At 63.4% G+C, this 26,363-nt stretch carries 19 protein-coding genes; 11 read left to right on the top strand and 8 right to left on the bottom strand.

Translation table 11 applies throughout. From position 1 onward, the window contains the following. Nucleotides 1–89 precede the first annotated feature (89 nt). The 8 genes from tssH to tssA all read right to left on the bottom strand — a co-directional run bounded on the left by tssH (nt 90) and on the right by tssA (nt 9,949). Entirely contained in the window at nt 90–2,768 is a 2,679-nt protein-coding gene (tssH, locus tag BMZ57_RS12435) for a type VI secretion system ATPase TssH (RefSeq protein ID WP_010207555.1), read from the bottom strand. Beyond that, entirely contained in the window at nt 2,761–3,804 is a 1,044-nt protein-coding gene (gene tssG, locus BMZ57_RS12430) for a type VI secretion system baseplate subunit TssG (protein ID WP_010207554.1), read from the bottom strand. Before tssG ends, tssH begins: the two co-directional genes overlap by 8 nt. Next, on the bottom strand, nt 3,768–5,627 hold the full coding sequence (gene tssF / locus BMZ57_RS12425; protein ID WP_010207553.1) for a type VI secretion system baseplate subunit TssF: 1,860 nt from the start codon (nt 5,625–5,627) through the stop codon (nt 3,768–3,770). The genes tssG and tssF overlap by 37 nt, the downstream gene beginning before the upstream one ends. Continuing rightward, nucleotides 5,624–6,139 (bottom strand): type VI secretion system baseplate subunit TssE, encoded by a 516-nt coding sequence (gene tssE / locus BMZ57_RS12420; protein WP_005792513.1) that lies wholly within the window; start codon nt 6,137–6,139, stop codon nt 5,624–5,626. Before tssE ends, tssF begins: the two co-directional genes overlap by 4 nt. A gap of 90 nt (nt 6,140–6,229) precedes the next feature. After that, nucleotides 6,230–6,718, bottom strand: a complete 489-nt coding sequence (locus BMZ57_RS12415) for an Hcp family type VI secretion system effector (protein ID WP_005792512.1) — start codon at nt 6,716–6,718, stop codon at nt 6,230–6,232. Nucleotides 6,719–6,869: 151 nt separating this feature from the next. Next, the gene (gene tssC, locus BMZ57_RS12410) at nt 6,870–8,366 is read right to left on the bottom strand and encodes a type VI secretion system contractile sheath large subunit (protein ID WP_010207548.1); all 1,497 of its coding nucleotides are present in this window, start codon (nt 8,364–8,366) and stop codon (nt 6,870–6,872) included. Nucleotides 8,367–8,368: 2 nt separating this feature from the next. Further along, nucleotides 8,369–8,875, bottom strand: coding sequence for a type VI secretion system contractile sheath small subunit (gene tssB / locus BMZ57_RS12405; RefSeq protein WP_010207547.1), 507 nt, complete (start codon nt 8,873–8,875; stop codon nt 8,369–8,371). Nucleotides 8,876–8,929: 54 nt separating this feature from the next. Then, nucleotides 8,930–9,949, bottom strand: a complete 1,020-nt coding sequence (tssA, locus tag BMZ57_RS12400) for a type VI secretion system protein TssA (protein ID WP_021492585.1) — start codon at nt 9,947–9,949, stop codon at nt 8,930–8,932. 394 nt (nt 9,950–10,343) lie between these two features. On the opposite strand from tssA, the gene tagH reads away from it, so the two are divergent. Genes tagH through BMZ57_RS12345 form a run of 11 tightly spaced genes read left to right on the top strand, consistent with a single transcriptional unit; the run spans nt 10,344 to nt 26,302 of the window. Further along, a complete protein-coding gene (gene tagH, locus BMZ57_RS12395; protein WP_047542446.1) occupies nt 10,344–11,678 on the top strand; it encodes a type VI secretion system-associated FHA domain protein TagH in 1,335 nt (444 codons plus the stop codon). Nucleotides 11,679–11,735: 57 nt separating this feature from the next. Next, nucleotides 11,736–12,245 carry a type VI secretion system lipoprotein TssJ gene (tssJ, locus tag BMZ57_RS12390; protein ID WP_021492587.1) on the top strand — a complete coding sequence of 170 codons (510 nt, stop codon included), beginning with the start codon at nt 11,736–11,738 and terminating at the stop codon, nt 12,243–12,245. Between the two features lie 18 nt (nt 12,246–12,263). Next, nucleotides 12,264–13,598 (top strand): type VI secretion system baseplate subunit TssK, encoded by a 1,335-nt coding sequence (gene tssK / locus BMZ57_RS12385; protein WP_069672958.1) that lies wholly within the window; start codon nt 12,264–12,266, stop codon nt 13,596–13,598. A 6-nt stretch (nt 13,599–13,604) separates the two neighbouring features. Next, the gene (locus tag BMZ57_RS12380; protein WP_010207539.1) at nt 13,605–14,894 is read left to right on the top strand and encodes a DotU family type VI secretion system protein; all 1,290 of its coding nucleotides are present in this window, start codon (nt 13,605–13,607) and stop codon (nt 14,892–14,894) included. Then, nucleotides 14,891–18,391, top strand: coding sequence for a type VI secretion system membrane subunit TssM (gene tssM, locus BMZ57_RS12375; RefSeq protein ID WP_010207538.1), 3,501 nt, complete (start codon nt 14,891–14,893; stop codon nt 18,389–18,391). Before BMZ57_RS12380 ends, tssM begins: the two co-directional genes overlap by 4 nt. Then, on the top strand, nt 18,388–19,041 hold the full coding sequence (tagF, locus tag BMZ57_RS12370; protein WP_069672957.1) for a type VI secretion system-associated protein TagF: 654 nt from the start codon (nt 18,388–18,390) through the stop codon (nt 19,039–19,041). The genes tssM and tagF overlap by 4 nt, the downstream gene beginning before the upstream one ends. Then, the gene (locus BMZ57_RS12365) at nt 19,042–19,761 is read left to right on the top strand and encodes a PP2C family protein-serine/threonine phosphatase (protein ID WP_010207536.1); all 720 of its coding nucleotides are present in this window, start codon (nt 19,042–19,044) and stop codon (nt 19,759–19,761) included. Further along, entirely contained in the window at nt 19,758–22,712 is a 2,955-nt protein-coding gene (locus BMZ57_RS12360; protein WP_069672956.1) for a serine/threonine-protein kinase, read from the top strand. Before BMZ57_RS12365 ends, BMZ57_RS12360 begins: the two co-directional genes overlap by 4 nt. Continuing rightward, complete coding sequence (locus tag BMZ57_RS12355) at nt 22,712–23,416, top strand: ABC transporter ATP-binding protein (RefSeq protein ID WP_010207533.1); 705 nt, start codon at nt 22,712–22,714, stop codon at nt 23,414–23,416. Before BMZ57_RS12360 ends, BMZ57_RS12355 begins: the two co-directional genes overlap by 1 nt. Beyond that, the gene (locus BMZ57_RS12350; protein WP_045791500.1) at nt 23,416–24,600 is read left to right on the top strand and encodes an ABC transporter permease family protein; all 1,185 of its coding nucleotides are present in this window, start codon (nt 23,416–23,418) and stop codon (nt 24,598–24,600) included. The genes BMZ57_RS12355 and BMZ57_RS12350 overlap by 1 nt, the downstream gene beginning before the upstream one ends. Next, nucleotides 24,593–26,302: an SUMF1/EgtB/PvdO family nonheme iron enzyme gene (locus BMZ57_RS12345; RefSeq protein ID WP_010207531.1), complete on the top strand. Its 1,710-nt coding sequence runs from the start codon at nt 24,593–24,595 to the stop codon at nt 26,300–26,302. The genes BMZ57_RS12350 and BMZ57_RS12345 overlap by 8 nt, the downstream gene beginning before the upstream one ends. Nucleotides 26,303–26,363: the final 61 nt, after the last annotated feature.

Here is a 26,363-nt window from a genome sequence, read left to right as displayed (position 1 = left end):
ATAGCAATTGAACATTCAACATTGATGTTGACTGATACACCGCTATCGCAGGCAAGCCAGCTCCCACATTTTGACCGTGTTCCGTCAGGTCAATCTGCGTCGCTGAAGTCGTAGTGCAATTCATTATCCCGGCTGCTGATCCGTACCCCCGCCAACGCCTTGCCTTCGAGCATGCGCGTGAGGAACTCACGGCTCATGTCCGGCAGCAGGCTGTTGGTGAGAATGGTGTCGATCATGCGCCCGCCGCTTTCGGTCTCGGTGCAACGCGAGACGATCAGGTCGACCACCGCGTCGTCGTAATCGAAGGCCACTTTGTGCGTCGTCTCCACACGCTTCTTGATGCGGTTGAGTTGCAGGCGGGTGATTGCCTTGAGCATCTCGTCGCTCAGCGGGTAGTAAGGGATGGTTACCAGGCGGCCGAGCAGCGCAGGCGGGAAAATCTCCAGCAGCGGCTGGCGCAGGGCCTTGGCGATTTCCTCCGGCTCCGGCACGTTCGCCGGGTCTTTGCACACCTGGGAAATCAGCTCGGTGCCGGCGTTGGTCGTCAGCAGGATCAGGGTGTTCTTGAAGTCGATCACCCGGCCTTCGCCGTCCTCCATCACGCCCTTGTCGAACACCTGGAAGAAGATTTCATGCACGTCCGGGTGGGCTTTTTCCACCTCATCCAGCAGCACCACGCTGTAGGGTTTGCGCCGTACCGCTTCGGTCAGCACGCCGCCTTCGCCGTAGCCGATATAGCCCGGAGGTGCGCCCTTGAGGGTCGACACCGTATGGGCTTCCTGGAACTCGCTCATGTTAATGGTGATGACGTTCTGCTCGCCGCCGTACATGGCTTCGGCCAGGGCCAGGGCGGTTTCGGTCTTGCCCACGCCGGAGGTGCCGGCCAGCATGAACACGCCAATCGGCTTGCTCGGGTTGTCGAGGCCGGCGCGGGATGTCTGGATGCGCTTGGCGATCATCTGCAGGGCGTGGTCCTGGCCGATGATGCGTTTCTTCAGGTGCTGGTCGAGGTTGAGCACCGTTTCCAGCTCGTTGCGCGCCATGCGGCCGACCGGGATGCCGGTCCAGTCGGCGACCACCGAGGCCACGGCCTGGTAATCCACGGTGGGCAGGATCAGTGGGGTTTCGCCTTGCAGCGCGGTCAGGCGTTGTTGCAGGTCGACCAGCTGGGCGCGCAATTCATCGCTCTCGTTGTTGCCGGCAGGGCTGTCCACGACACCGACTTTTTCGCGCAACGTTGCCCGGGTGGCGAGCAACTCATCTACCAGCGCTTTCTCTTCAGCCCAACGGCTTTCCAAGGTTTCAAGACGCTCACGCTCAGCGCTCAACAGCGTCTCGGTGTTGGTCTGGCGCGCACCAATTGCAATGCCGATGGCGTGTTCGCGGGCGATGATCTGCAACTCGGTTTCCAGGGCTTCGATGCGACGGCGGCTGTCGTCCACTTCGGCCGGAACCGCGTGCAGGCTGATGGCGACGCGAGCGCAGGCGGTGTCCAGCAGGCTCACGGACTTGTCCGGCAACTGGCGCGCTGGAATGTAGCGATGAGATAGCTTCACCGAGGCTTCCAGCGCCTCATCGAGGATCTGCACCTGGTGGTGTTTTTCCATGGTCGACGCCACGCCGCGCATCATCAGCAGCGCCTTGTCCTCCGACGGCTCGGCGACTTGCACCACCTGGAAACGCCGGGTCAGCGCCGGGTCCTTCTCGATGTGCTTCTTGTACTCGGCCCAGGTGGTCGCGGCCACGGTGCGCAAGGTGCCACGTGCCAACGCCGGCTTGAGCAGGTTGGCTGCATCACCGGTGCCGGCGGCACCACCGGCACCCACCAGTGTGTGGGCTTCGTCGATAAACAGAATGATCGGCTTGGGCGAGGCCTGCACGTCTTCTATAACCTGGCGCAGGCGCTGTTCGAATTCGCCTTTCATGCTGGCGCCGGCTTGCAGCAGGCCCACATCAAGGCTGCGCAGTTCCACGTCTTTCAATGCTGGCGGCACGTCACCGGCGACGATACGCAGGGCGAAACCTTCGACCACCGCGGTCTTGCCCACCCCGGCTTCACCGGTGAGGATCGGGTTGTTCTGGCGGCGGCGCATGAGGATGTCGACCAGTTGGCGGATTTCTTCATCACGGCCAACAATCGGGTCGAGTTTGCCGCTGCGCGCCTGTTCGGTCAGGTCGACCGTGAAACGCTTGAGGGCTTCCTGCTTGCCCATCGCACTCGGCGCCATCGCACCGCTGGCTTCGCCCGGAACGGCGCCGGCGTTGAAACCGTCGCTTGCGCTCAGGGCATTTTCCGGCGAATCGCCGACGTATTCGTCAAAGCGCTCGCTCAGGGCTTCGGCCTTGATCTTGTCGAATTCCGACGACAAGCCCAGCAACGCATGACGCAGGCTGGGTGTCTTCAAGATACCAAGCACCAAGTAACCGGTGCGCACTTGGCTTTCACCGAACATCAGGCTGCCGTAGACCCAGCCGCGCTCAACCGCTTCTTCCACATGCGAGGACAGGTCGGTGATCGAGGTCGAGCCACGCGGCAAACGATCCAGCGCTTCGGTGAGGTCACGGGCCAGGCGCGCCGGCTCCACGTTGAACTGACGGATGATGCGGTGCAGGTCCGAGTCCTGCAGTTGCAGCAACTGGTGAAACCAGTGAGCCAGTTCCACATACGGGTTGCCCCGCAGCTTGCAGAACACGGTGGCGGCTTCGATGGCCTTGTAGGCCACGCTGTTGAGTTTGCCGAACAGTGCGGCGCGACTGATTTCACCCATGCTCTGGATTCCTTGAGGTGGTGGCCTGATCGGCGTAATGCCGGGCCAGGATTAGGTCGTTGGCGTCGTGCGCAGGGCTACCGAGCCAGGTGTTGAAGCCCAGGCGGAACTGGCCGTTGAGTTGCAGTGCCGGCACTTCAGGTTGTTGCAAAACCAGGTTGAGGTCCCAGTCCAGTTCATGGCCCAGGTACTCGGCCACCCACGCCACCAGCTCGTTGAACGGCTGTTGGCCGGGCAGCATGCCCATGTAGTCCTCCAGCGTGAGCGGGCCCAGGCGGATACGGAATTTGTGCTGGCGGTCCCATACGAAGCTGCCCAGGCAAAAGTCCACGCCCAGGCGGTTGGCGCTCACGCTGACGCGGCTGCGTTCGGGCAACTCCAACCATTGGCCGACGTACTCTTCAATCTCCACAGGCAGCCCGAAGTACTCGCCGAGAATGGCTTTCAGGCCGTCGGGATAGCGGGTTTGCGCGGACAGATGGCCGCTGTAATGCAGCTTCGCGGTGTCCGGGATGAGTCCCTGATTCAGCAGGCTCGGCATGCCCCGTCCACTCAACGCGGCGAGGCGTGCGGACCAGTAATCATCGTCCGGGCGGTCGTGGCTGACCGTCGGCCGGGCCTCTGCCCAGGCCCGGTAAAACAGGCTCAGCAGGCGATGGTGGAACACATCCAAAAACTGCTTGCTGGTGCTGTCGGCGTTGTTGCGCTGGCGCTCGCGCACATATTCGGTGATATGCAGCGGCAGCGGGCCATTGGGTCCGCCAAGGCCGAAGAAGAACTGCTCGAGCCGCGCCGGCTTGCCGTCGCCACCGGGATCGACCGAGGCCAGCGTGGCCGGCGCGAAGGTGCAGTCGGCCTGTTGCCCCAGGCGCAGCGGATCATCCGCCAGGCGCAGGGAATGGCCCAGGCGCGGCAGGTCCGGCGATTCGCACTCGATACGCCGCAGCGCCTGGAAGAAATCGTATTCCCAGGGCTCCTGATGCATCGCATCCAGGGTACTCACAGGGTCGGACGACGTCCGGGCTTGGCTTTCCATCGCATGATCTCGCCGCGTTCGGTGGTACGGATCACCGTCTCGGTAAAACTGTTGATCGACACGTAGCGTGCCAGGAAGCGTTCCAGCACCGCACCGAGCAGGAACACGCCGGTGCCGCGAAACGCGTTTTCATCGAATTCCAGGGTGATCTCCAGCCCGCGCCCAAATACGATCGGGCCGGGCATCGGCAGGCGGCGGGTCACCGCTTTGCTGCTGACGTCGCGCAGGCCTTCGATCTGCAATTGCAGGGCGGCGTCGTTGCTGTCGCCATACAGGCGCAACAGTTCGCGCAAGGCCGCGGCGCCCTGGCCCTGTTCGCTCAACGACAGATAGTTGAGCGACAACTGGCTTATCAGGCGCCAGGCCTTGGCGTCATGGGCATGGCTGGCGCGCGGACGACTGGGGCCTGCCACGCAACGTACGGACAGCACCGGGGCGCTGTCGGCCAGGGTGAAGTCGGTCTTGCCGTTGCCGATGCTCATGAACAGTGGCAGATCGCGGTTGGTGCACAGCGCGGTCACGCCGAGCTGGCGCAGGTCGTGGCGGTACGGCGACTGTCGGCTGTCCACCAGGCTGACGAAGGTTTCGCTGCCGACATAAGTGGAGCGCGGACCGTTGCGGCGTTGGTCGCTGGACAACACGCGCGGCTCGCGGCGCACCGTGTAGTACGCCTGGTCCCGGCCGTAGCGGGAGGGATCACGCACTGCATAGAACGGCAAAAATGGCTGCTCCGGCCCAGTGCCGTGTCCTGTGATGCCACTCAACGAATGAATCTCGAAATCCATCGGGCGCGTACGGTCGGCGATCACATGGTGTTCGTTGACCCGGTCAGACAAGTGGATGCGGTCCACGCGCTTGGGGAACAAGTTGATCGCCGGGGTGCAGAACGGCAGGAACTGCGCCGCGCCGACGCTGCCTTCCAAACTCGGCTCATGGCGGTCGAACAGCACGATCAGTTCCAGTTCCTGGCCGTCGCAGCGTTTGACCGCGCGGCTCAGCTCAGCGAACTCGACGAACAGGAAGCGGTGGGGCAGGGCAAAGTATTCCTGCAACAGGCGATAGCCCTGGAACGCACGCGCAACAACCGGCATGGCGGCGTCGGCGTCATCGAAACCCCGCGAGCGCAGTGCGTCTTGTGGCAGGCGCTCGACCCAATCGCCCCCCGGCTTGCGTGCAAACACCGCGCAGGCGTTGCCCAGCAGTTGCTCGTAAAGGCGGAACGGTTGTTCGTCAGCACCGCTGAGGTACAGCGGCAGGTTATCCAGGTCGAGGCTGTTGAAGGGCAATTCGGCGCCGGTGCGCAGGGTCAGGCGCAGGCCGGCCTTGGCTTTCGGCTCGCTGGCGGCCAAACGGCCCAACACGGCGGCGGGGTTGCCGAAGTACTCGGCGTTGCTCACTTGCAACGGCCATAACGTCACTGGATGAGCAGTGCGGTACTCGCAACAGGTCTGGGTTTCACGACCTAATGCGGCGCGCAGTACAGTGTCGCGGGGCAGTGGGAAACCACTGGCCAGGGAGCCCTCGTCCGGGTCGGTCTGCAATTGCACCACGGTCATCGACGGCGTGGGCGCCAAGTAGTGCGGGTAGGCGATTTCCAGCAGGTTGTGGGTGAAGGTCGGGTACTCGGCATCAAGCTTGAGCTGCACGCGGGCGGTGAGGTAGGCAAAACCTTCGAGCAGGCGTTCGACGTACGGGTCGGCGCAGTCCATGCCGGACAGGGTCAGCCGACTGGCGATCTTCGGGTATTCCTTGGCGAACTCGGCGGCGCTTTCGCGCACGTGGTGCAGTTCCTGGTTGTACAGCTCTAGCAGGCGCGGATTCATGGGCGTCTCCGCTGGTCGGCATTCACCACGCGCACGTGGCCTGATTCCAGGTCGAGGTCAGTTTGCAGCAGCAGGCGCAATGGCACCGGCTGGGCCCACAGGTCGCCTTCAATCTCGAAACTCAGGGCGTTATGGTTCATCTCGCCATGGCCGACGCGGGCTTTGACCCGCAGGGTGTGGCGCAGGATGCGCGGTTCAAAGGTTGCGATGGCCTGGTAGATCAGGGCTTCCAGGGCCTTGATGTCGACACTGGAAACACTGTTGCCCGCCAGCGCCGGCAGGCCGTAATTGACCACCGATGTGCCGGCCGGGGTGTGCAGCGTGGCATCGGCATCGAGCAACGACGTGGTGTTGAGCAGCCACGCCAGGTCACGCAGCACCGAGGCTTTTAATTGGGTCAGGGACAGCACGCGTTTGTCGGCGCTTTCCTTGGGATTGGTCGGGTCGTCGTCGGTCAGCCGGTCCAGCAGGGACGGTTGCAGACGGTCGCGGGAAGCGATTTCAGTTACCACCAAAGCAGCTCCACGGACGGGTTGTGAGGGGGACGGTGGGTGAGCGGGGAGGCCTGGGGCCGTGGCGCGCAGCCACGGCCACCAGGGCTATCAGCGCTTGGTGTTGGAGCGGATGTTCCAGCCAAACTTGATCGCGCCGCCGTCTTTGGTGCCGTCGGCTTTCTGCGGCTGGTAGTCGACCATCACTTGGGCAAAGTTCAGGGTGACGTTCTCGGTCAGGCGGTCATCGGTGCCCGAACCGCCCGTGCTCAGGGAAGTCACCAGCACTTCTTCCAGGTTGATCACCATGTACTCGACCTGGCTTTCGCCACCGGCCTTGCGCACGGTCAGCTTGACCTTGTCGATGTGCTTGCCGCTGGCGCAGTGCATCATCAGGTTCGGCGAAGCCTTGTCGACGTACTTGGTCAGCGACAGGTCCTGGATATTCACCTTGCCCGCGCCGCCGCCACCGCCGACATGCATATTGCCGGACTGGGCCATGCCCCAGCTCCAGTTCAGCACGTCGATTTCGTCCTTGTGGGCCTTGTCCATGGACTCGCCCTTGATGTCGCCGATCTTGATGAAAATATCAACAGCCATGTTTTCTCCCTGTGTGGCGTGCGCCACTCGATTTGGTTTGTGTGGGAGCGGGCTTGCTCGCGAAGGCGTTGGATCAGTCAATACTTGTGCCGACTGACACTGCGCCTTCGCGAGCAAGCCCGCTCCCACAGTAGAGCGAGTTCGCTTTTACTTATGCACTTTTCGCCGAAGGCAGCTTCGATACCAGGCGCAGCGACACGGTCAGCCCTTCGAGCTGGTAGTGCGGGCGCAGGTAGAACTTGGAGTTGTAGTACCCCGGGTTGCCTTCCACTTCTTCCACGATCACTTCGGCGGCCGCCAATGGATGCTGGGCCTTGGTGGTTTCGGTGGAGTGCGCAGGGTCACCGTCAACGTAGTTGAGGATCCAGTCCTGCAACCAGCGCTGCATCTCGTCCTTCTCTTTGAAGGAACCGATCTTGTCGCGCACGATGCACTTCAAGTAGTGGGCGAAGCGGCAGGTGGCGAACAGGTACGGCAGGCGCGCGGCCAGGTTGGCGTTGGCGGTGGCGTCCGGGTCATCGTATTCGGCCGGCTTCTGCAACGACTGGGCGCCAATGAACGCGGCGAAGTCAGTGTTTTTCTTGTGCAGCAGCGGCATGAAACCGTTCTTCGCCAGCTCCGCTTCACGGCGGTCGCTGATGGCGATTTCGGTCGGGCACTTCATGTCCACGCCACCGTCATCGGTAGGGAACGTGTGCGCCGGCAGGTTTTCCACTTCACCGCCAGACTCGATGCCACGGATGCGCGAGCACCAGCCGTAGTGCTTGAACGAACGATTGATGTTCACTGCCATCGCGTACGCGGCGTTGGCCCAGGTGTACTTGGAGCTGTCGGCACCGTCGGTGTTTTCTTCGAAGGCGAAGGCTTCCACCGGGTCGGTCTTGGCGCCGTACGGCAGGCGTGCCAGGAAACGCGGCATGGTCAGGCCGATGTAGCGCGAATCTTCCGACTCACGCAGCGAGCGCCAGCCAGCGTATTCCGGGGTGGTGAAGATCTTGGTCAGGTCGCGCGGGTTTGACAGTTCCTGCCACGAGCCCATGCCCATCACGGTCGGCGAAGCGGCAGCGATAAACGGGGAGTGCATGGCGGCGCAGACTTTCGACAGTTCGCCCAGCAGTTCCACATCCGGTGGCGACTGGTCGAAGTAGTAGTCGCCCACCAGGCAGCCGTATGGCTCGCCGCCGAACTGACCGTATTCTTCTTCGTACATCTTCTTGAAGATCGGGCTCTGGTCCCATGCGGTGCCCTTGAATTTCTTCAGGGTCTTGTGCAGGTCCGGCTTGGAGATGTTGAGCACGCGAATCTTCAGCTGCTCATCGCTCTCGGTGTTGTTGACCAGATAGTGCAGGCCGCGCCAGGCGCTTTCCAACTGCTGGAAATCCTGGTGGTGGATGATCTGGTTGACCTGGGCGGTCAGCTTGGCGTCGATGGCGGCGATGATCGATTCGATCGACTTGATCGCGTCATTGGACACCAGGTCGGTTTGTGCCAAAGCCTGTTCGGCCAAGGTGCGTACGGCGGTTTCCACGGCTTCGCGGGCACGCTCGGTCTTGGGCTTGAACTCTTGCAGCAGCAGGTTGGCGAACTCGCTGGCTTCTTCGGTGGCACCCAGGATCTGGCTGCCTTCGCGGGCGGTATTGTCGGTCATGATTACTGATCCCCTGCAGGCTTGGGCGCGCTGGCAAGTGCCTGAAGCAGTGCCGGGTCCTTGATCGCCTTCATGATGATTTCTTCAGCGCCAGTCTTGCCGTCCATGTAGGTCAGCAGGTTGGCCAGCTGGGTGCGGGCTTCGAGCAGTTGGTTCAGCGAGTCGACCTTGCGGGCCACGGCGGCCGGGCTGAAGTCGTCCATGCTTTCGAAGGTGATGTCCAGGCTCAGGTTGCCTTCGCCGGTCAGTTCGTTCGGTACGTGGAACGCCACGCGCGGCTGCATGGCCTTGAGGCGTGAGTCGAAGTTGTCGACGTCCACCTCAAGAAACTTGCGGTCGGCCACTGGCGCCAGAGGCTCGGCGGGCTTGCCGGCGAGGTCGGCCATCACACCCATCACGAAGGGCAGCTGGACCTTTTTTTCGGCGCCGTAAAGCTCGACGTCGTACTCGATCTGCACTCGAGGCGCGCGGTTGCGCGCGATGAATTTCTGAGAACTTTGCTTCGCCACGTTGCTGCTCCTGGTCGCTTGAGCGACGGTGTTGTTACTGCACAGTCGGGCGGCTTACTCGCCGTCCGGGCCACGCAGGTTTTCAAATTGGGACATGCCGTCGGGAATCAGATTGCGCACGATGGCCGCAAAGTCGGCATGCACCAGATTCTTGGCCCGGTTCAACAGCACCGGCAGCGGGCTCGAAGGCTCGTGCCGGGTGTAGTACGCAAGGATCTTGTCGAGGCTGCGCAGCACATCGTCGCGGCTGGCGATATCGCCAGCGGGGCGAGGTGCTGCGGGGGCGGCGGCGAAGTCGACCGAGGGGGCATTGTCGTCACTGACGGCCTCGGGTTCGCTGCTGCCAGCGGTGCCGGGCACCGCTTGGTTGAGTATCTGCAACGCCTGCTTGAGCGGTTGCTTCAAGGCACTGAGGTCCACGCCTTGGGCGGAACCGACCTGATCGTTGACCTGTTGTTCGATGGCTTCGCACGCCGCACGCGCTGCAATCAGGGCGTCGCGGGTGGCCTGCAGTTGCTCGGGGTCGCTGTCGAGGAACGCGGCGTTGAGTTGCTGGGCGCCGAGTTGTTCATCGGGAAAATTCAACAGGCCGCTGGCGTTGAGCGCCGCGCGAAGGGTCACGGGGCCGAAGGTGCGCGAGCGCGTGAGGATGCTTTCGCGCAGCAGGCGGATGTTGGTGTCGCAGGTCAGGCCGGTGAGGGCGTTGATGCGCACGGTGGGGTCGTTATCGTCGTCGGCGTCCAGGCGCGGGTGCAGGTCGGCCCAGTAGTCGCGCAGCAGGGCGTCGATCAGCGTCAGGGCTTCGGCCAGGCCGGCCACGCCCTGGAGGGCGAGGGCGCTTTGCAACAGGAAATGAGTGATGCGCAGGTCTTTGCTGCGCGCGAGCAAGTCGAGGCTTTGCTGCTGGATGCTGCGCCATTCAGGCGGTTCAGCGGGCAGGATGGCGTCGCCCATGCTGCGCTCGGGTTGGCCCTTGGCATCACGCTCCAATTGCAGAAATTGCGCGTCATATTCCATGTCTTCGCCACAAGGCGAAGTCGCGGAAACGGCGGTGAGCAGCAACGGCACATCCACTGAATTTGATCTCCCTATCAGCCCGTTAGATGGCGGGCAATTCATGCATTAGTTGCGCGAGGAACTTTGCATGTTTTCTTGGTCATATAAGCAAGATGCCACTAATGTGCCATCACTGGTATTCAAGAAGTTGTGCATTTTTGGTGTAGTACTTAGGGCTTGTCAAGGTAAGCTATTCGCCCTCTGTGACAGATGTGCGGTGCTTAACAACCTGCGCGACTGGTGGGTCGAACGACGCACCGGGACAGGATTTTTGTCATAGAGCCCAGTTAAGATCAGCGATCATGCTGGTATTGACAGGTTTTGGACGGTCGATTGCTCGACCTGATGGGGATACCCCGGGAAGCGCTGTCCCGGGAATCGACCGCGCGCGAAGTATCAGCAAGGAGGCAAGATGTCGCTGTGTTTGACTATCACTAGTTATCACAAGATTACCCCTGGGCAGTGCTCCGAAAAGTCCATGAATCAGGGCGCGATGGCTATCGGCCGCAGCTCGGATAATGACTGGGTATTGCCTGATCCAGAGCGCCTGGTGTCCTCGCAACATTGCGTTATTCAATACAAAGATGGCCGCTATTATTTAACCGATAACAGCACAAATGGTGTGGAGTTGGTTAAAGCCGGTATTCGTATGCGCCGGGGTAATAGTGAACTGTTGCAAGATGGTGAACTGATCCGCATCGGCGATTACGAGATCCAGGCGCGCATCGACTTCAACGTGCAATCCATCGACAGTCAGCCGTTTACCGGCGATGCACCGAACAGTTTTGAAGCGCTGATGGGCGCTGTGGTGAACACGCCCGCGCCCGTCGCCACGCCGGTGATTGCGCCGCAGTTCCAGGGAGCGTCCTCGATGGACACGCTGCCGGACCTGTTTGATTTCCTCAGCCCCACTGCCGTGCCGCCACCGACGGTGCCGGACCACGTGCCTTCCGAGCAACACGACTTCCGCCCGCCGACGCCGGTCGCGATGCCTGTGGCCGAGCCGCCTGTGGTATCGGGCGCGGTGATCCCCGAAGACTGGGACCTGTTTGGCGATGCGCCTGCGCCTGTCGTCAGTGCTCCACCACTGCCGACGCCACAGCCAGTCACCCCGCCGCCACCCGTGGTCGAGCCCATGCTCCCCGTGGCAGACAGCCAACAACCCGACCTCCTGCAAGCCTTCCTGCGCGGCGCTGGCCTGGACCAATTGCGCCTGGACAAAGCCCAGGCCGAGGCCCAGATGGAAAGCATCGGCCGCAGCTACCGCCTGATGGTCGAAGGCCTGATCGACGTGTTGCGTGCCCGCGCCAGCCTCAAGGGCGAGTTCCGCATGCAGCAGACGATGATTCAGCCTGCGGAAAACAATCCGTTGAAATTTGCCCCCAATGCTGATGAAGCGTTGCTGCTTTTGCTGCGTCACGGTAACCAAGCGTTTATGGCGCCGGACCTCGCCGTGCGCGACAGTTTTAACGACTTGCGTGCCCACCAGTTGGCGGTGATGGCCGGCGTGGAAGCGGCCATCAAGCACTTGCTCAGCCGATTCGAACCGGCGCAATTGGAAGAACGCATGGGCAAGCCTGGCGGGCTGTCGAGCCTTTTCAATGGCTCGCGCCAGGCGCAGTACTGGCAACAGTTCACCGAGCTCTACAGCAATATTTCCCGCGAGGCCCAGGAAGACTTCCAGGACCTGTTCGGCCGTGAATTCAGCCGGGCCTACGAAGAGCACAGCGCACGACAGCGTCGGTAAAACCGCGCCGCAACACATGGATTAACGGATAGCTAAGTACGTCATTGAGGACGCAGGATGATTCCCAGGTTTTTACTCGCAGCCGCCACCTTGCTGCTGCTGACGGCGTGTGCCAAAGACGCCGCCAAACCCGAAACCACCGCCGAGGCCGAAGCGGATACGGCTGCCGTCGAGCTGCACTTTCACGCGATCAGCGGGCTCAACCCCGGCGCCAACGGCCAGGCCGCCCCGGTGCGGGTGCGCATCTTCGAACTGAAAAACGCCGCCACCTTCGCCCGCTCCGATTACTTCGCATTGGCCGACCGCGCCCAATCCACCCTTGGCCTGGACCTGCTGGACCAGGATGAAGTGATGGTGCAACCCGGCGAGCAACTGACCATCCAGCGCGATCTCGACCCGTCCACGCGCCAGATCGGTTTGCTCGTGGGCTATCGCGAGTTGGACCGCGCGCAGTGGCGCACGGTGATCAATGTGCCCGCGCGCCAATACACCGAATACCAGATCAGCCTCGATGTGCGTGCCGTGCGCGCCGACGTCGTGGTCACCCCATCCAGCCCTGCCCAATAAGAAGCAATCGGAGCCCCCATGTCCTGGAACAATCGCGTGGTCTGGTCGGAAGGCATGTTCATCGGAACGCAGCACTTCCAGCAGCATGACCGTTACCTGGAAAACCTGATCGACGCCCGTAGCCGCCCGCTGTCCGCAGGCAGTTGGGGTTTTTCCGAATTGCTGATCGACCAGGGCCTGCTGGCCCAGGGCAAGCTGGCGATTGTTTCGGCGCGCGGTCTGTTGCCCGACGGCACGCCGTTCAACATTCCCCAGGACGACCTGTCGCCGAGCCCGTTGAACATCGATGACAACCTGCGCGATGGTCTGGTGTACCTGGCGCTGCCGCTCAAGCGTGCCGGTGCTCGCGATACGGTGGATGAAGGCGAAGCCCTGGAAGCCGCGCGTTACGTGAGCCAGGTGCGCGAAGTGCGCGACGACAACGCACCGTTCGAAAACCGCGCTCCGGTGGCCGTGGGCGCCCGGGCCCTGCGCCTGCTGACCGCCCAGGATGGCATCAGCGATTACGCCGCCATCGGCCTGGTGCGCATCAAGGAAAAGCGCGCCGACCGCGCACTGGTACTCGACGACACCTACATCCCGCCGGTGCTGGACGTGGCCGCGAGCAAGCCACTGACGGCATTTCGCAGCGAACTGCTTGGCCTGCTGCACCAACGCGGCGAAGCCCTGGCGGGGCGCGTGGTCGCCTCGGGCGCCGGTGGCGCATCGGAGATTGCCGACTTCATGCTGCTGCAAATGGTCAACCGTGCCCAACCGCTGATCCAGCATTTGAGCCAACTGAGCCCGCTGCACCCGGAGCGTTTCTTCAGCGAACTGGTGAGCCTGGCGGGTGAGTTCTCGACGTTCTCGACCTCGGGCCGACGCCCCCAGGAATACCCGCAGTATCAGCACGACGACCTGGCCCTGAGCTTTGCCCCGGTGATGGCCGCCCTGCGTGAAGCGCTGTCGATGCTGATCGACAGCAAGGCCACGCCGATCCCGATTGTCGAGAAAGCCTACGGTGTCCACGTGGCGATGCTGGCCGACAAGACCCTGCTCGATAGCGCCAGCTTCATTCTGGTGGTGCGTGCCGATGTCCCCGGCGAGACCCTGCGTGCGCGCTTCGGCCAGCAGAGCAAGGTCGGCTCGGTGGAGCACATCCGCGACCTGGTCAACCTGCAACTGCCGGGCATCACCCTGTTGCCTCTGCCCGTGGCGCCGCGCCAATTGCCGTACCACGCAGGTTCCACCTATTACGAGCTGGATCGCGGCAGCGATGCCTGGCAACAGTTGGGCAACTCCGGCGGCTTCGCCTTCCACATCGCCGGGCAGTTCCCGGGCTTGAACCTGGCCTTCTGGGCGATCCGAGGATAATCCGCGATGCATCCCAATGATGATGACCGCACCCAGTTCATGCCGCGTCCGGGTGGCCGAGCGCCGGAACCTGCGCGTGCCGAACCTGCGCCTTTGGCCATGCCGGCCGCGCCGATGCTTACCGGCAAGAGCCAGGGCCTCAACCCGCTGGAAAGCGCCGCTGGCCCGCTGTTGGCATTGCTGACGCGCCTGCGCAACACCATCGCCCATCCAGCGCCGGCCAGCCTGCGCGCGCAGTTGCTGGCCTACCTGCGCCAGTTCGAAGAGCGTGCCGAAGCGGCCGGTATCGCCCGCAACGAAGTGCTGCTGGCCCGTTATGCGCTGTGCACCGCGCTGGATGAAGCGGTGTTGAGCACGCCCTGGGGCAGCACCAGTGACTGGGGTAAACAGAGCCTGTTGATCACCGTGCATAACGAAGCCTGGGGTGGCGAAAAGGTCTTCCAGTTGCTCGATCACTGCCTGCAAAGCCCACGGGAACGCCTGTATCTGCTGGAGCTGTTGTACCTGTGCATGTGCCTGGGTTTTGAAGGCCGCTACCGCGTGATGAACGACGGTCGCAGCCAGTTGGAAACCCTGCGTGAACGTACCGCTGCGGCCATTCGCAGTGCGCGTGGCGAACACGAGCGTGAGCTGTCGCCGCACTGGCGTGGCGTGACCGTGGCCCGTGATCGCCTGGCGCAATTCATGCCACCGTGGATCGCCGTGGCCATCGGTGTCGCGCTGCTGCTGGCGCTGCTGTTCGGCTTGCGCCTCAAGCTGGCGTCGGATGCCGAGCCGGTGTTCAAGAATATCCATGCCCTGGGCGAGATTCCGGTGCAGGCCATCGACCGCCCGGTGGCGCAGCCCAAAGTCATCGAACGCCCGCGCCTGGCTGGCTTCCTGGTGGAAGATATCAAGGCCGGGCGCGTTGCCGTTGAAGATGCAGTCGACCGTTCCGTGGTGACCATCCGTGGCGATGAACTGTTTGCGTCCGCCAGCTCGAGCATCGTCGATGACTACCAGCCACTGATGCTGCGCATCGCCGACGCCATCCGCAAGGTCAAGGGCCAGGTGCGCGTCACCGGACACAGCGACAATCGCCCGATTGCCACGCTGCGCTTCCCGTCCAACTGGGCGCTGTCCGAAGCGCGGGCCAAGTCGGTGCTGGAGATCCTGGCGGCCAAGACGGGCCAGGCGGATCGCTTCAGCGCCGAGGGTCGCAGCGACACCGAGCCGGTGGCGACCAACGCCACCGCCGAAGGCCGTGCCCGCAATCGTCGGGTTGAAATCACCGTATTGGCGGAGGGCGTCGAGTGAAGGCGTTTTTCAGTTTCATGATTCGCTGGGTGATCCCCGTGCTGGGCTTGATCGCGCTGAGCCTGATCATCTGGTTTGTGGGGCCGTTGCTCGACGTGCTGGTGCCGGAAGGGCGCCGCTGGGCGCTGATTATCCTGGTGTTCGCGGTGTGGATCGCCTACCGCGTGTTTCGCATCATCCAGGCGCGGCGCCAAGCGGCCGAAGTGATGCGCAGCCTGGCGGCAGAAACCCCGGCCGACCCCAACAGCGTTGCTACTGCCGAAGAGCTCACCACCCTGCGTCAGCGCATGGACGAGGCCCTGGCGCTGCTGAAAAAGGCCAAGTTGGGCGGCGACGAACGCCGCAACCTCTACGAGCTGCCGTGGTACGTGATTATCGGCCCTCCGGGTTCGGGCAAGACCACTGCGTTGGTCAACTCCGGCTTGCACTTCCCGTTGGCTGCCCAGTTGGGCGCCGGTGCCGTGCGCGGCGTCGGCGGTACGCGCAACTGCGACTGGTGGTTTACCGATCAAGCGGTGTTGCTCGACACCGCCGGCCGCTACACCACCCAGGACAGCAACTCCACGGTGGACAAAGCCGCGTGGCTGGGCTTTCTCGACCTGCTGAAAAAGCAGCGCTCGCGCCGCCCCATCGATGGTGCCTTCATTGCCATCAGCCTGTCGGACCTGTTGCTCGGCACCGACGCCGAGCGCGCCGCCCATGCCGCCGCTATCCGCCTGCGTATCCAGGAGCTGTACACCCAGCTGGGTGTGCGTTTCCCGATCTACCTGATGCTCACCAAACTCGACCTGGTGCCAGGGTTCATGGAGTTCTTCGACAACCTGAGCAAGGAAGAGCGCGCCCAGGTGTGGGGCATGACCTTTGCCCTGGACGACGGCAAAAACACTGACAGCCCGCTGGCGCACCTGCAAAGCGAGTTCGCCGGCCTGGAACAGCGCCTCAACGAACGCCTGGTCGAACGCCTGCAACAGGAGCGTGACCCGGCGCGGCGCGACCTGATCTACGGCTTCCCGCAGCAGTTCGGTGCGTTGAAGGATTGCCTGCAAAGCTTCCTCGAAGGTGTGTTCAAGCCCAATGCCTTTGAAGAGCGCGTGCTGCTGCGCGGTGTGTATTTCACCAGCGGCACCCAGGAAGGCAGCCCGATTGATCGCTTGATCGGTGCGATGGCGCAGAGCATGAACCTGGACCGCCAGCACCTGGCGCGTCAGAGCGGCACAGGGCGCAGTTACTTCATCGAAAAACTCTTCACCGCCGTGGCGTTTGCCGAGCGTGGCCTAGTGGGTGTGAACCCCAAGGTCGAGCGTCGACGCAAGTGGATTGCGCGCGGTGTGCTCGCCGCCACCGTTGCGTTGGTCGTGGTGGTCAGCAGTTTGTGGTGGGTGAGTTACCGCGCCAACCAGGCGTATATCGCCCAGGTCGACCAGAAGGTCGCGCCGCTGGGCCAGACTGTGCAGAACCTGAGCCCGGCGCAGCGTGACATCCTCGCTGTGCTGCCATTGCTCAACGCTGTGAAGAACCTGGCGGGCGACTCTCCAAGCTGGTCCGAAGGGTTGGGGCTGTACCAGGGCGACATGCTTGAAGCCGAGTCTGCCAGCGTCTACCGCAAGTTGTTGATCGCGGTGTTCGCACCACGCCTGGTGACGCGTATCGAAGAACAACTGCACGGCGGCGGCAATTCCGACTTCCTTTACGAAGGCCTCAAGGCCTACCTGATGCTCGCCGATTCCGAGCATTACGACCCGGACTTCATCAAGGCCTGGATCGCCCTCGACTGGGACCGCAACCTGCCACGCGACCTGCCGGCGGATCAGCGCCAGGCGCTGGCCGGGCACTTGCAGTCGCTGTTCGAACGCCATCCGCCCACTGCGCGCCTGGATCCCCGGCTGATCGACGACCTGCGTCGCCAGTTGCAACAACTGCCGGTGGCCCAACGTGTGTATGACCGGGTCAAGCGCCAGAAACTGCCTGAAGGCATCCCGGACTTTCGCCTCAACGAAGCCGCCGGCCGTGACGCTGCGCTGGTGTTCAGCCGCAAAAGTGGCAAGCCATTGGGCGAGCCGTTGAGTGGGTTCTTCACCGCCAAGGGCTATCGCCAGGCGTTTCTGCTGAGCAGCCTGAACCAGACCGGCACCCTCGCTGAAGAACAATGGGTGTTGGGGCACGAACAGGCCGACCAGCAGAACGTGGTGAGCCTGGCTGCCGATGTGCGGCGCCTGTATTTCCAGGATTACCAGCGCCAGTGGGATGCGTTGCTGGCGGACATCGACTTCGTGCCGATCACCAGCGTGGCCCAGGCGGCCGACGTGCTGCGGGTGATTTCCGGCCCGACCTCGCCGCTGAAAAAGCTGCTGGTGGCCGTGGCCAAGGAAACCGATCTGCAAGCCGAAGAACGCCAGTTGGCCGCCAAAGGCGTGCCGGTGGAAGGGGGTGTCGACAAGCTCAAGGAGCGCCTGGGCAGCCTGCTCGGCCAAGAGCAGCCGGCTGCGAATGCGCCAGCGGCGGCGGATGATCCTGTGACCGCGCACTTTGCCGAACTCAACAGCATCGTCAGCAAGAACGAAGGCGAGCCGGCGGCCATCGATGGCCTGCTCACGGACATGAATGCGCTGTATGTGCAGGTCAGCGCCATGGTCGGCGCCAGCGGCGACGCGTTGCTCGGTGAGGCGAAAAACCAAGCGGCGGCTGCGGCCACGCGCGTCAGCCTGAATGCCGAGCGCCAGCCACCGCTGGTGCAGGGCATGGTCAAGTCGGTGGTCAATTCCACCACCAATAGCATGATGGGCGGAGTGCGCAATCAACTGAACGCGGCCTGGGTCAGCGAAGTGGTCAACGTGTATCGCCAGTCGCTGGCCGGGCGTTACCCGATGTCGCCGGGCAGCGCGCGTGACGCGACCCTGGATGACTTCGGGCAGTTCTTTGGCGTGGGCGGGGTGATGGACAACTACTTCCGCAAGTACCTGCAGCCTTACGTCGACACGTCCGCGCAGACCTGGCGCTGGCAGCCGGGCGCGGCGCAGAAGCTTGGGATTGCGCCGGGTGTGCTGCAAACCTTCCAGCGTGCCGCGACCATTCGCGATGCGTTCTTCCGCGCCGGTGGCACCCAGCCGATTGTGCGTTTCGAACTCAAGCCGGTGTCGATGGACCCGACCATCACTCAGTTCCTGTTGGACCTCGACGGCCAACAACTGAGCTACGATCACGGCCCGAGCCGCCCGGTAGCGATGCAATGGCCAAACCCCGGCAGCATTGGCGTGGTGCGTATCTCCATCATGCCGCCGTCGGCCAGTGGCCGTTCCGGCGTGACCCTGGACGGGCCCTGGGCCTGGTTCCGCTTGCTGGAGCAGTCAGACCTCACCGCCGGTAACTCGCCGGACCGTTTCAACCTGCGCCTGCGCGTCGATGGCGCAAGCATCGCCTACGAATTGCGCGCCAACAGCGCCTTCAACCCGTTCAAGAGCCGCGTGCTCAGTGGCTTCAGCCTGCCGGAGCGGTTATGACGACTGTGGGTTTCTACGGCAAGTTGGCCAGCCGCGGTGACTTTGTCAGCCGCGCCTTGCCCCAGAGTTTCATCGGCCCATGGGACAGTTGGCTGGCAGCAGGTTTGCTTGCCAGTCAAAACAGCCTCGGCGGTGACTGGCTCAACACGTACCTGGTCAGCCCGTTGTGGCGTTTTGTGCTGGCGCCCGGGGTGTGCGGGCCGGACGCGGCAGCAGGCGTGGTGATGCCGAGCATCGATCGGGTCGGACGCTACTTCCCGCTGGCGGTGGTGGCGTTGCTCGATCACGACACCAATCCTGCCTCCCTGGTAGGTGGCCCGGACAGCTGGTTCGAGCAGACCGAAGCGCTGTTGCTCAGCACCCTGAATGCCGGGGCTACCTTCGAAAGCTTCAATGAAGGCCTCGATGCCCTGGGCCTCCCGTCGACTGAGTCGCGCGCGGTAGACAGCCGTTTCGCCGGCCTGCAACGGGTGGCCGCCACCGAACCGCACCAGCGTATGACCGCCCTCGCCGAACAGGCCTGCGACGGCGCGAGCCTGTGGTGGGGCCGTGGGTCACAACGTATTTCCCCTGGTTTGTTGCGGTGTCAGGGCCTGCCTGCCGCTGGCGATTTTGCGCAGTTTTTGCTCGGACAAGAAGGTGTGGTGTAGATGGGGTCGACGTACAAATCCGCGAGCAAAAGCCATGTGGGCATGGTCCGCCAGGTCAACGAAGACGCCTGCCTGGACCTGCCGGAAAACCGCCTGTGGGTGGTGGCCGACGGCATGGGCGGGCATGCGGCGGGGGACTATGTAAGCAGCCTGATCGTCGACAGCCTGCGCAGCGTGCCGGTAGGGCGTTCCCTGGATGAATACACCGCAGCGCTGCGTAATGACCTGCTGCGCATCAATGCCGCCGTGCGCGAAGAAACCGCCCACCGTGGCGTAACCATGATGGGCAGCACCGTGGTGCTGTTGGCCGCGCGTGGCTTGCGCGGCGTGTGCTTGTGGGCTGGCGACAGTCGCTTGTACCGCCTGCGCGATGGCGTGCTCGAAGGGATCTCCCGCGACCACAGTTACGTGCAAGACCTGCAAGACAGCGGTCTGCTCAGCGAAGCTGATGCGCGCACGCATCCACGCGCCAACATCGTCACCCGAGCGATTGGCGTGGAGGCGTACCTGGAATTGGCGGTGGTCGACCTGCTGATCGCCCCCGGTGACAGCTACCTGTTGTGCAGCGACGGCCTGAACAAGACCGTTGAAGACCATGAAATCCGCGAAGTCCTGGGCCACGACACGCCGGATGAAATCGTGCGCAGCCTGGTGCATCTGGGGCTCAGCCGGGGTGCGCCGGACAACATCACTGCCATCGTCGTGAAGGTATCACCATGAACATCGTCATCCCGGGTTATGACATCGAAGGCGAAATTGGCGAAGGCGCCATGGCCAGCGTGTACCTGGCGACCCAGCGTTCCCTGGAGCGCAAAGTGGCCTTGAAGGTGATGGCGGCGGCATTGGCGGCCGACCCGAGCTTCTGCGAGCGCTTCCTGCGCGAGGGCAAGACCCTGGCGCGCTTGTCGCATCCGCACACGGTGACCATCCATGACATCGGCAATGTCGGTGAGCTGTACTACATGGCCATGGAATACCTGCCCAACGGCACGCTCAAAGAGCGCATCGCCGCCGGCATGACGCCGGAGCAGGGGGTGACGCTGATCCGCCAGATCGCCTCGGCACTGGGCTATGCCCATGCTCAGGGCCTGGTACACCGCGATGTGAAACCGGCGAACATTCTGTTCCGCGCGGATGGCACGGCAGTGTTGTCCGACTTTGGTATCGCCAAGTCGCTGGATGATCGCACCCAGTTCACCCAGGCCGGTTTTGCCGTGGGCACGCCGAGCTATATGAGCCCGGAGCAGGCGCGGGGCCAAGAGATTGATGGTCGGGCGGACCTGTACGCGCTGGGCGTGGTGCTGTACGAGATTCTCGTCGGCAAGCTGCCGTACACCGGCACGGATGCACTGTCGACGGCGCTGGCGCACCTGACCGAACCGCTGCCCGAATTACCGGTGCACCACGGCCGTTATCAGGACGTGCTACGCAAGCTGTTGGCAAAGGATCCGGCGGAGCGCTTTCCGGATGCGGCAGCGTTGTTACAAGCATTGGATAACCTGCCGTCGGAGTCGCCGGAAGCCACGTTAGTGCGGCCGCTGCCGATCCCGATGAGTTTTGATTTAGCCGGCATCACCCCGGAATCCATCGAAATCCCTACCGAAAAACCCCAGCCGGTGCGCCAACCGGTGGTGCCGCCGATCCAGCACAGCGAGCAGCGCCGTGGTCCGGTGTTGGCACTGGCCGCTGTTGCGGTGGCGGTTGCGTTGGCCATTGGTGGCGCGAGCTATTGGTGGTTGAGTGGCGGCGATGAGCCTGTGGCCAAACCGCCCGCTGCGGCAGTGCCTACGGTGGCTTCGCCTGTGGCCGAAGCGGATGGCGGTCAACGTCCGTTGCTCATGGCAGGCAAGAAGACGCTGTTCCAGCGCGTGCTCAGCAAGCCGGGCGCCAAGCTGTCCGCTGACGCCGGCAGCGCGCCGGGCAAAGCCCTGCCGGCGTTCTCCGTGCTCTACGTCTACCAACGCAAGGACGTTGACGGCAGCCCGTGGGTACGTGTCGGCGCCGCCACCGATGGTCGCAGTGACGGTTGGTTGCCTGCGTCCCAGGTCAGCGACTGGAAGCAGAGCCTGGTGCTCAAATTCACCGAGCGTTCGGGGCGGGCGCCGGTGATGTTCCTGCGCCAATCCGCTGAAGTGGAAAAGCTGCTGGCTGACCCGGCCGCCGCCAAAGGCGTACTGGCCAAGGCGCAGAAAAACAGCGAAGACAACAGCCAGATCCTGGCGCTGGAGCCGGCCGCCAGCGCCGTGCCGCAAAACCAGTTCTACCTGCTGCCGATCTTCGACGCCAAAGAGAGCTTCGACGAAAACGGCCAGCCGGTGCAGTTGCTCAATGTGGCCTCCATCGACCCAGGCACCAGCGCCGCCAAACCGGCTACACCGGTGATCAGCGCCAATGCCGACGCCTTTCGCACGGCGGTGGTTCTCGTGGTCGATACCACCGTTTCCATGCAGCCCTACATCGACCAGGTCCGCGACGTCGTGCATGAGCTGCAAACCCGTATCGGCGAGCGGGGCGAGTTGGACAGCGTGAGCTTCGGCATGGTGGGCTTTCGCAGCAGCATCAAGAAAACCCCTGGCCTGGAATACGTCGCCAAGACCCTGATCACCCTCGACCAGGGCCGCGACCCGCAGCGTTTCCTCGACATGGCGCGCCAGGTCAAGGCGTCCACTGTGTCCAGCCACTCGTTCAACGAAGACGCGTTCGCCGGGGTGATGCAGGCGGTGGATGGCATGGATTGGTCCGGCTATGGCGGGCGCATCATTCTGCTGGTCACCGATGCGGGTGCGCTGCGCAAGAACGATCCGTTTGCCGCCACCCAGATGAACGAAGCCGAAGTGCGCCAGGCCGCGTTGGGCAAGCAGATCAAGATCTACGCCCTGCACTTGCGCACCGACGCCGGCAAGAAAACCCATGCCGGCGCCGAGAGCCAGTACCGCATCCTCACCGCCGACGCCAACCCGCAGATCGGCGACCTCTACACCGCGGTGCCTGGGGGCGACGTGCGCAAACTCGGTGAGCGCGTGGATGAGATCGGTACGGTGTTCGCCAACCTGGTGCACCAGGTACGCAGCAACACGCCGCAGCCGGTGCCGTTGCTGAACAGCGCACCGAGCCTGGCGGACAAATCCGCCGCCGTCGGTTATGCCATGCACATGGATTTCCTCGGTCGCAAAACCGCAAGCCAGGCGCCGCAACTGGTCAGCGCCTGGACCGCCGACCGCGACCTGACCAACCCGGCACTGCCGGCGTTCCAGGTGTGCGTGATGCTGACCAAGCTGCAGCTCAACGATCTGCAGCAGTCGCTGAAGTTGATCGTCGACGCGGCGCGCAAGACGCAGACCTCGCCCAAGGACTTCTTTCAGGAAATCGCCAGCGCTTCGGCCTACATGAGTCGCGACCCGCAGGCCTTGCGCAAGGGCGGCAACCTGGCCGACGGCGGCATTCTCGGCGAATACCTGGAAGGCCTGCCGTACCGCAGCAAGTCGCTGAACATGACCCAGGACCTGTGGTTGTCGTTGAGCGTGGCCGAGCAGGAAGACTTCATCGATGAGCTGGACTCGAAGATCCGCCTCTACGAAACCTTCCACAATGACCTGGCCAACTGGGTCCGTTTCGGCGATGCCGAGCCGGGCGATGCGTTGTACCGCGTGCCGTTGTCGACGTTGCCGTAATGCTGAACCTGAGCGCGGTGCACAAGAGCCGAGGCGTCGGTAGCCAGCGCTATAGCCTGGTGATCCCGGCGCTGGCGCTGCGTGCGGGTGAGCAACTGGCGATTGTCGGGCCCAGTGGTTGCGGCAAGAGCACCTTGCTGGATTTACTGGCGCTGGTATTGGCGCCGGATCAGGTCGGGCAGTTCGAATTCCATCAGCAGGACATAGCCGGGCTGTGGCACGGCGATCAGCAATCCACCCTGGCCGCGCTGCGTAGCCAGCATCTGGGGTATGTGCTGCAAACCGGCGGTCTGCTGGGGTTTCTCGATGTGCGCGGCAATATCGCGTTGTCCCGGCAACTGTTGGGTTTGAAGGACGATGGCAGCGTGGCGCGCCTGGCCGAGCAGTTGGAGATCAGCGACCAGTTGACCAAGAAGCCGACGGCGCTTTCGGTGGGCCAACGCCAACGCGTCAGCTGTGCCCGCGCCCTGGCCCATGCGCCACAACTGGTGCTGGCGGATGAACCGACGGCGTCCCTCGACCCCTTGAATGCCGAGCGCGTGATGCAGGCGTTGCTGGCCCAGGCTCGTGAACACCGTGCGGCGTGTGTGATCGCTACCCATGATGAACCCCTGGCCCGCGCCAGTGGCTTGCAGGTGCGGCGCATCAGTTGCCGTCGCGACGCCGATGGCGGCGTTACGGCGACCCTCGGGGAGGTGTGCTGATGCGCATCGGTCTGGTGGCGTCGCTGGCCTGGCAGGACTATCGCAACGATGCCTGGCTGTCCGCCTGTTCGGTGCTGGCGCTGGTCGCCGTCATCGCACCGTTGTTGGTGTTATTCGGCCTGAAATTTGGACTGGTTAGCAGTTTGACCGAACGTTTGCAGACCGACCCCGCCACCCGTGAAATTATTCCGCTGGGCGGTGGTCGATTCAGCAGCGCCTTTATCGAGCAGCTCGGTCAGCGCAACGATGTGGCATTCGCGCTGCCGCGTACGCGGCAGATTGCGGCGACCGCGCAGGTGGGCACGCTGGTCCTGGAGATGCTACCGACCGCCTCGGGTGACCCGTTGCTGGCCGGCCTGCCGGTGCCGCAGGGCCTGGGTCAGATCGTGCTGAGCCACACCGCCGCCGAGAAGCTTGCGGCGCGGCCAGGGGATTGGCTGGAAACCAGCTTTGCACGGCAAGTGGCGGGACGCGTGGAAGCCCAACGCACGCGCTTGCAGGTGCTGGCGGTATTGCCGTTGGAAGCCTTTGCCCGTGACGGCTTGTTTGCCGATCTGAAACTGCTGGAAGGGGCGGAAGACTACCGCGACGGTCGTGCAGTGCCCGCGTTGGGTTGGAGCGGTGAGGCGGTGGGGACGAATGAGCAGCGGGTTTACCCGGCGTTTCGCTTGTATGCCCGTAACCTCACTGATGTGGAGCCGCTGCGGGTGTACTTCGCGGGGCAGAATTTATTAGTGTCGACCCAGGCACAGACCATCGCGCAGGTGCAGTCGTTGAGCCGCAACCTGTCGATCGTGTTCTGGGTGATCTGCGGCTTGGCGTTGGCGGGGGCGTTTGCGGCGATCTTTGCCGGGGCCCTGGCCGCCGTCGCGCGCAAGCGGCGGGAATTGTCGGTGCTGCGCCTGCTGGGGTTTTCCACGGGCGGGCTGCTGTTGTTCGTGGTGGTGCAGGCGCTGTACAGCGCAGGGTTTGCTGCCGTGCTCAGTGCTGGGCTGTATGGCGTGGCCGAGGCGGCGTTGAATAAGCTTTTTGTGCAGGTGCCGGGCGAATACGCCAGCCACCTGTTGGCGCGTCATTACGGCCTGGCCCTGATTGCAGTCATGGGCGTCAGCGCCGTGGCGGCGGCCTGTGGTGGTTGGCGAGTGGCGCGGATCCAGGCTTCTGAAGGAATCAGAGATGTTTAAGTTACTGGGCGCCTGTGTGGCGCTGAGCCTGGCCTCAATGGCCTGGGCCGACGAGGCAAGCGACAAGCTCGACAACCCCAAGCCGTTGGAAGGCGACGTCAGCCTGCCGCTGCCGTGCGAAGGCAACATGGTGTTCCGCTATGCCTATGTGCTGGCCCAGGGCTCCCTGGACGACCGCGAAATCAACCTCGGCTACCCCTTTGCCGAAGGCGAGGCGGGCTATCAGCAGTCGTTTATTTCCGGCTACCGCCGCGACTTCATCAATGGCCAGTTCACCCTCAAGGATCTCCCGAAAGACTGGAACAAAGTCATCGCGCCGTTGATGCCGAAGACCGACGCCAAGACCCCGCTCAAGCCCATGTTGTACTTCATCGGCAAGTACGAAGTGACCGCACGCCAGTACGCCCAGGTGATGTCCCAGGCCCAGTCGCTGGCCAGCGGTGAACCCGCGCCTGCGTGCGATGCGCCCACTGGCATGGCCGCGCGCTTGCCCAAGGTGAAGCTGTCGCGCTTTGAGGCCGAGCGTTTCTCGGCGGTGTACAGCGCCTGGCTGATGAAATACCACCGTGAGCTACTGCCGGTGAGTGGTCGCGGTTCTTCGGCGGATGACGGTGGTCTCGGTTTTGTGCGCCTGCCCACCGAAGTGGAGTGGGAATTCGCCGCACGCGGCGGCCATGCGGTCAGCCGCCAGGACTTGGAAGGGCGCCTGTTCCCCCGTCGTGTCGACGGCAGTGACAGCGACGGCCCGCTCGGCGATTACGCTGTGTTCAACCAGGTGGCCGGCGGTACCGGCCAAGCCGCGCGCCTGATGCCTATCGGCACCAAATTGCCCAACCCGATTGGCCTGTTTGATGTGATCGGCAATGCGGCCGAAATGGTCCAGGAGTCCTTCCAGCTGGTGCACGCCGGGCGTCGCCAGGGCGCTTATGGCGGCTTTGTGGTCAAGGGCGGCAACTACCTCGAAGGCGAGGGCACGCTGTTTACCGGCATGCGCCGTGAGTACCCACTGTTCGCCGCCGACGGCACCGAGCAAAGCAACGAGACCACCGGTTTTCGCGTGGCGATCGGCGCACTGTCGGCACCGCGTTCGCGCTACAAGGAACTGTTCGCCCAGTGGCAGAAAGAAGGTCGCCTCGCCTCGCTGACCGACGCCATCGACGACGCCCAGGACCCGACCAAGCGCCTGGACAGCATCATCGCCGCCAGCGTCGACCCCAAGCTGCAAGCCGAGCTGGGGTTGGTCAATGAAGAGCTCAAGCGCAACGTCTCGCTGATCGCCCAGCAACGCGAAGAGGCGGCGGGCAACCTGATCCAGTCGGCCGCGTTGGTGGCCGAAACCATCGCCAACTACAACATCCGCCTGGCCAACCTGCAGAAGAGTCGCCAGCAGGCCCTGGACAACAAGGACGAGGCCAGCGCGCAGCTGTTTGACATGGCCATCACCAATGGCCGCAGCGCGCTCGATGGCGCGGTGGCGATTTATATCGACAACCTGGCCACCGGCACGCGTTACACCGATGCGGTGATCCAGGCGCAGTTTCAACGGATCAAGGAGGAGTTGGATCGCAAGCCGGTGCTCGGCAAGAGCCTGGTGACGCGCGCAACACTGTTCGTTCGCCATGTTGGCAACTACCGCAAGCAACAGCGGGCCGACCCGGCAACGATCTTGAAGGAACTGCTCGCAGCGAGCGGTCAGCGATGAGCGCTGGCTGTATGGCGAGCTTGGAAGGGACTCAGGCGGCGGTGGGCCGTGCTGGGCAAGT

Source organism: Pseudomonas simiae, from assembly GCF_900111895.1.
Lineage (GTDB): Bacteria > Pseudomonadota > Gammaproteobacteria > Pseudomonadales > Pseudomonadaceae > Aquipseudomonas > Aquipseudomonas simiae.
Note: the sequence above shows the minus strand (reverse complement) of the source record. Positions and strands in the feature narration are given on the sequence as shown.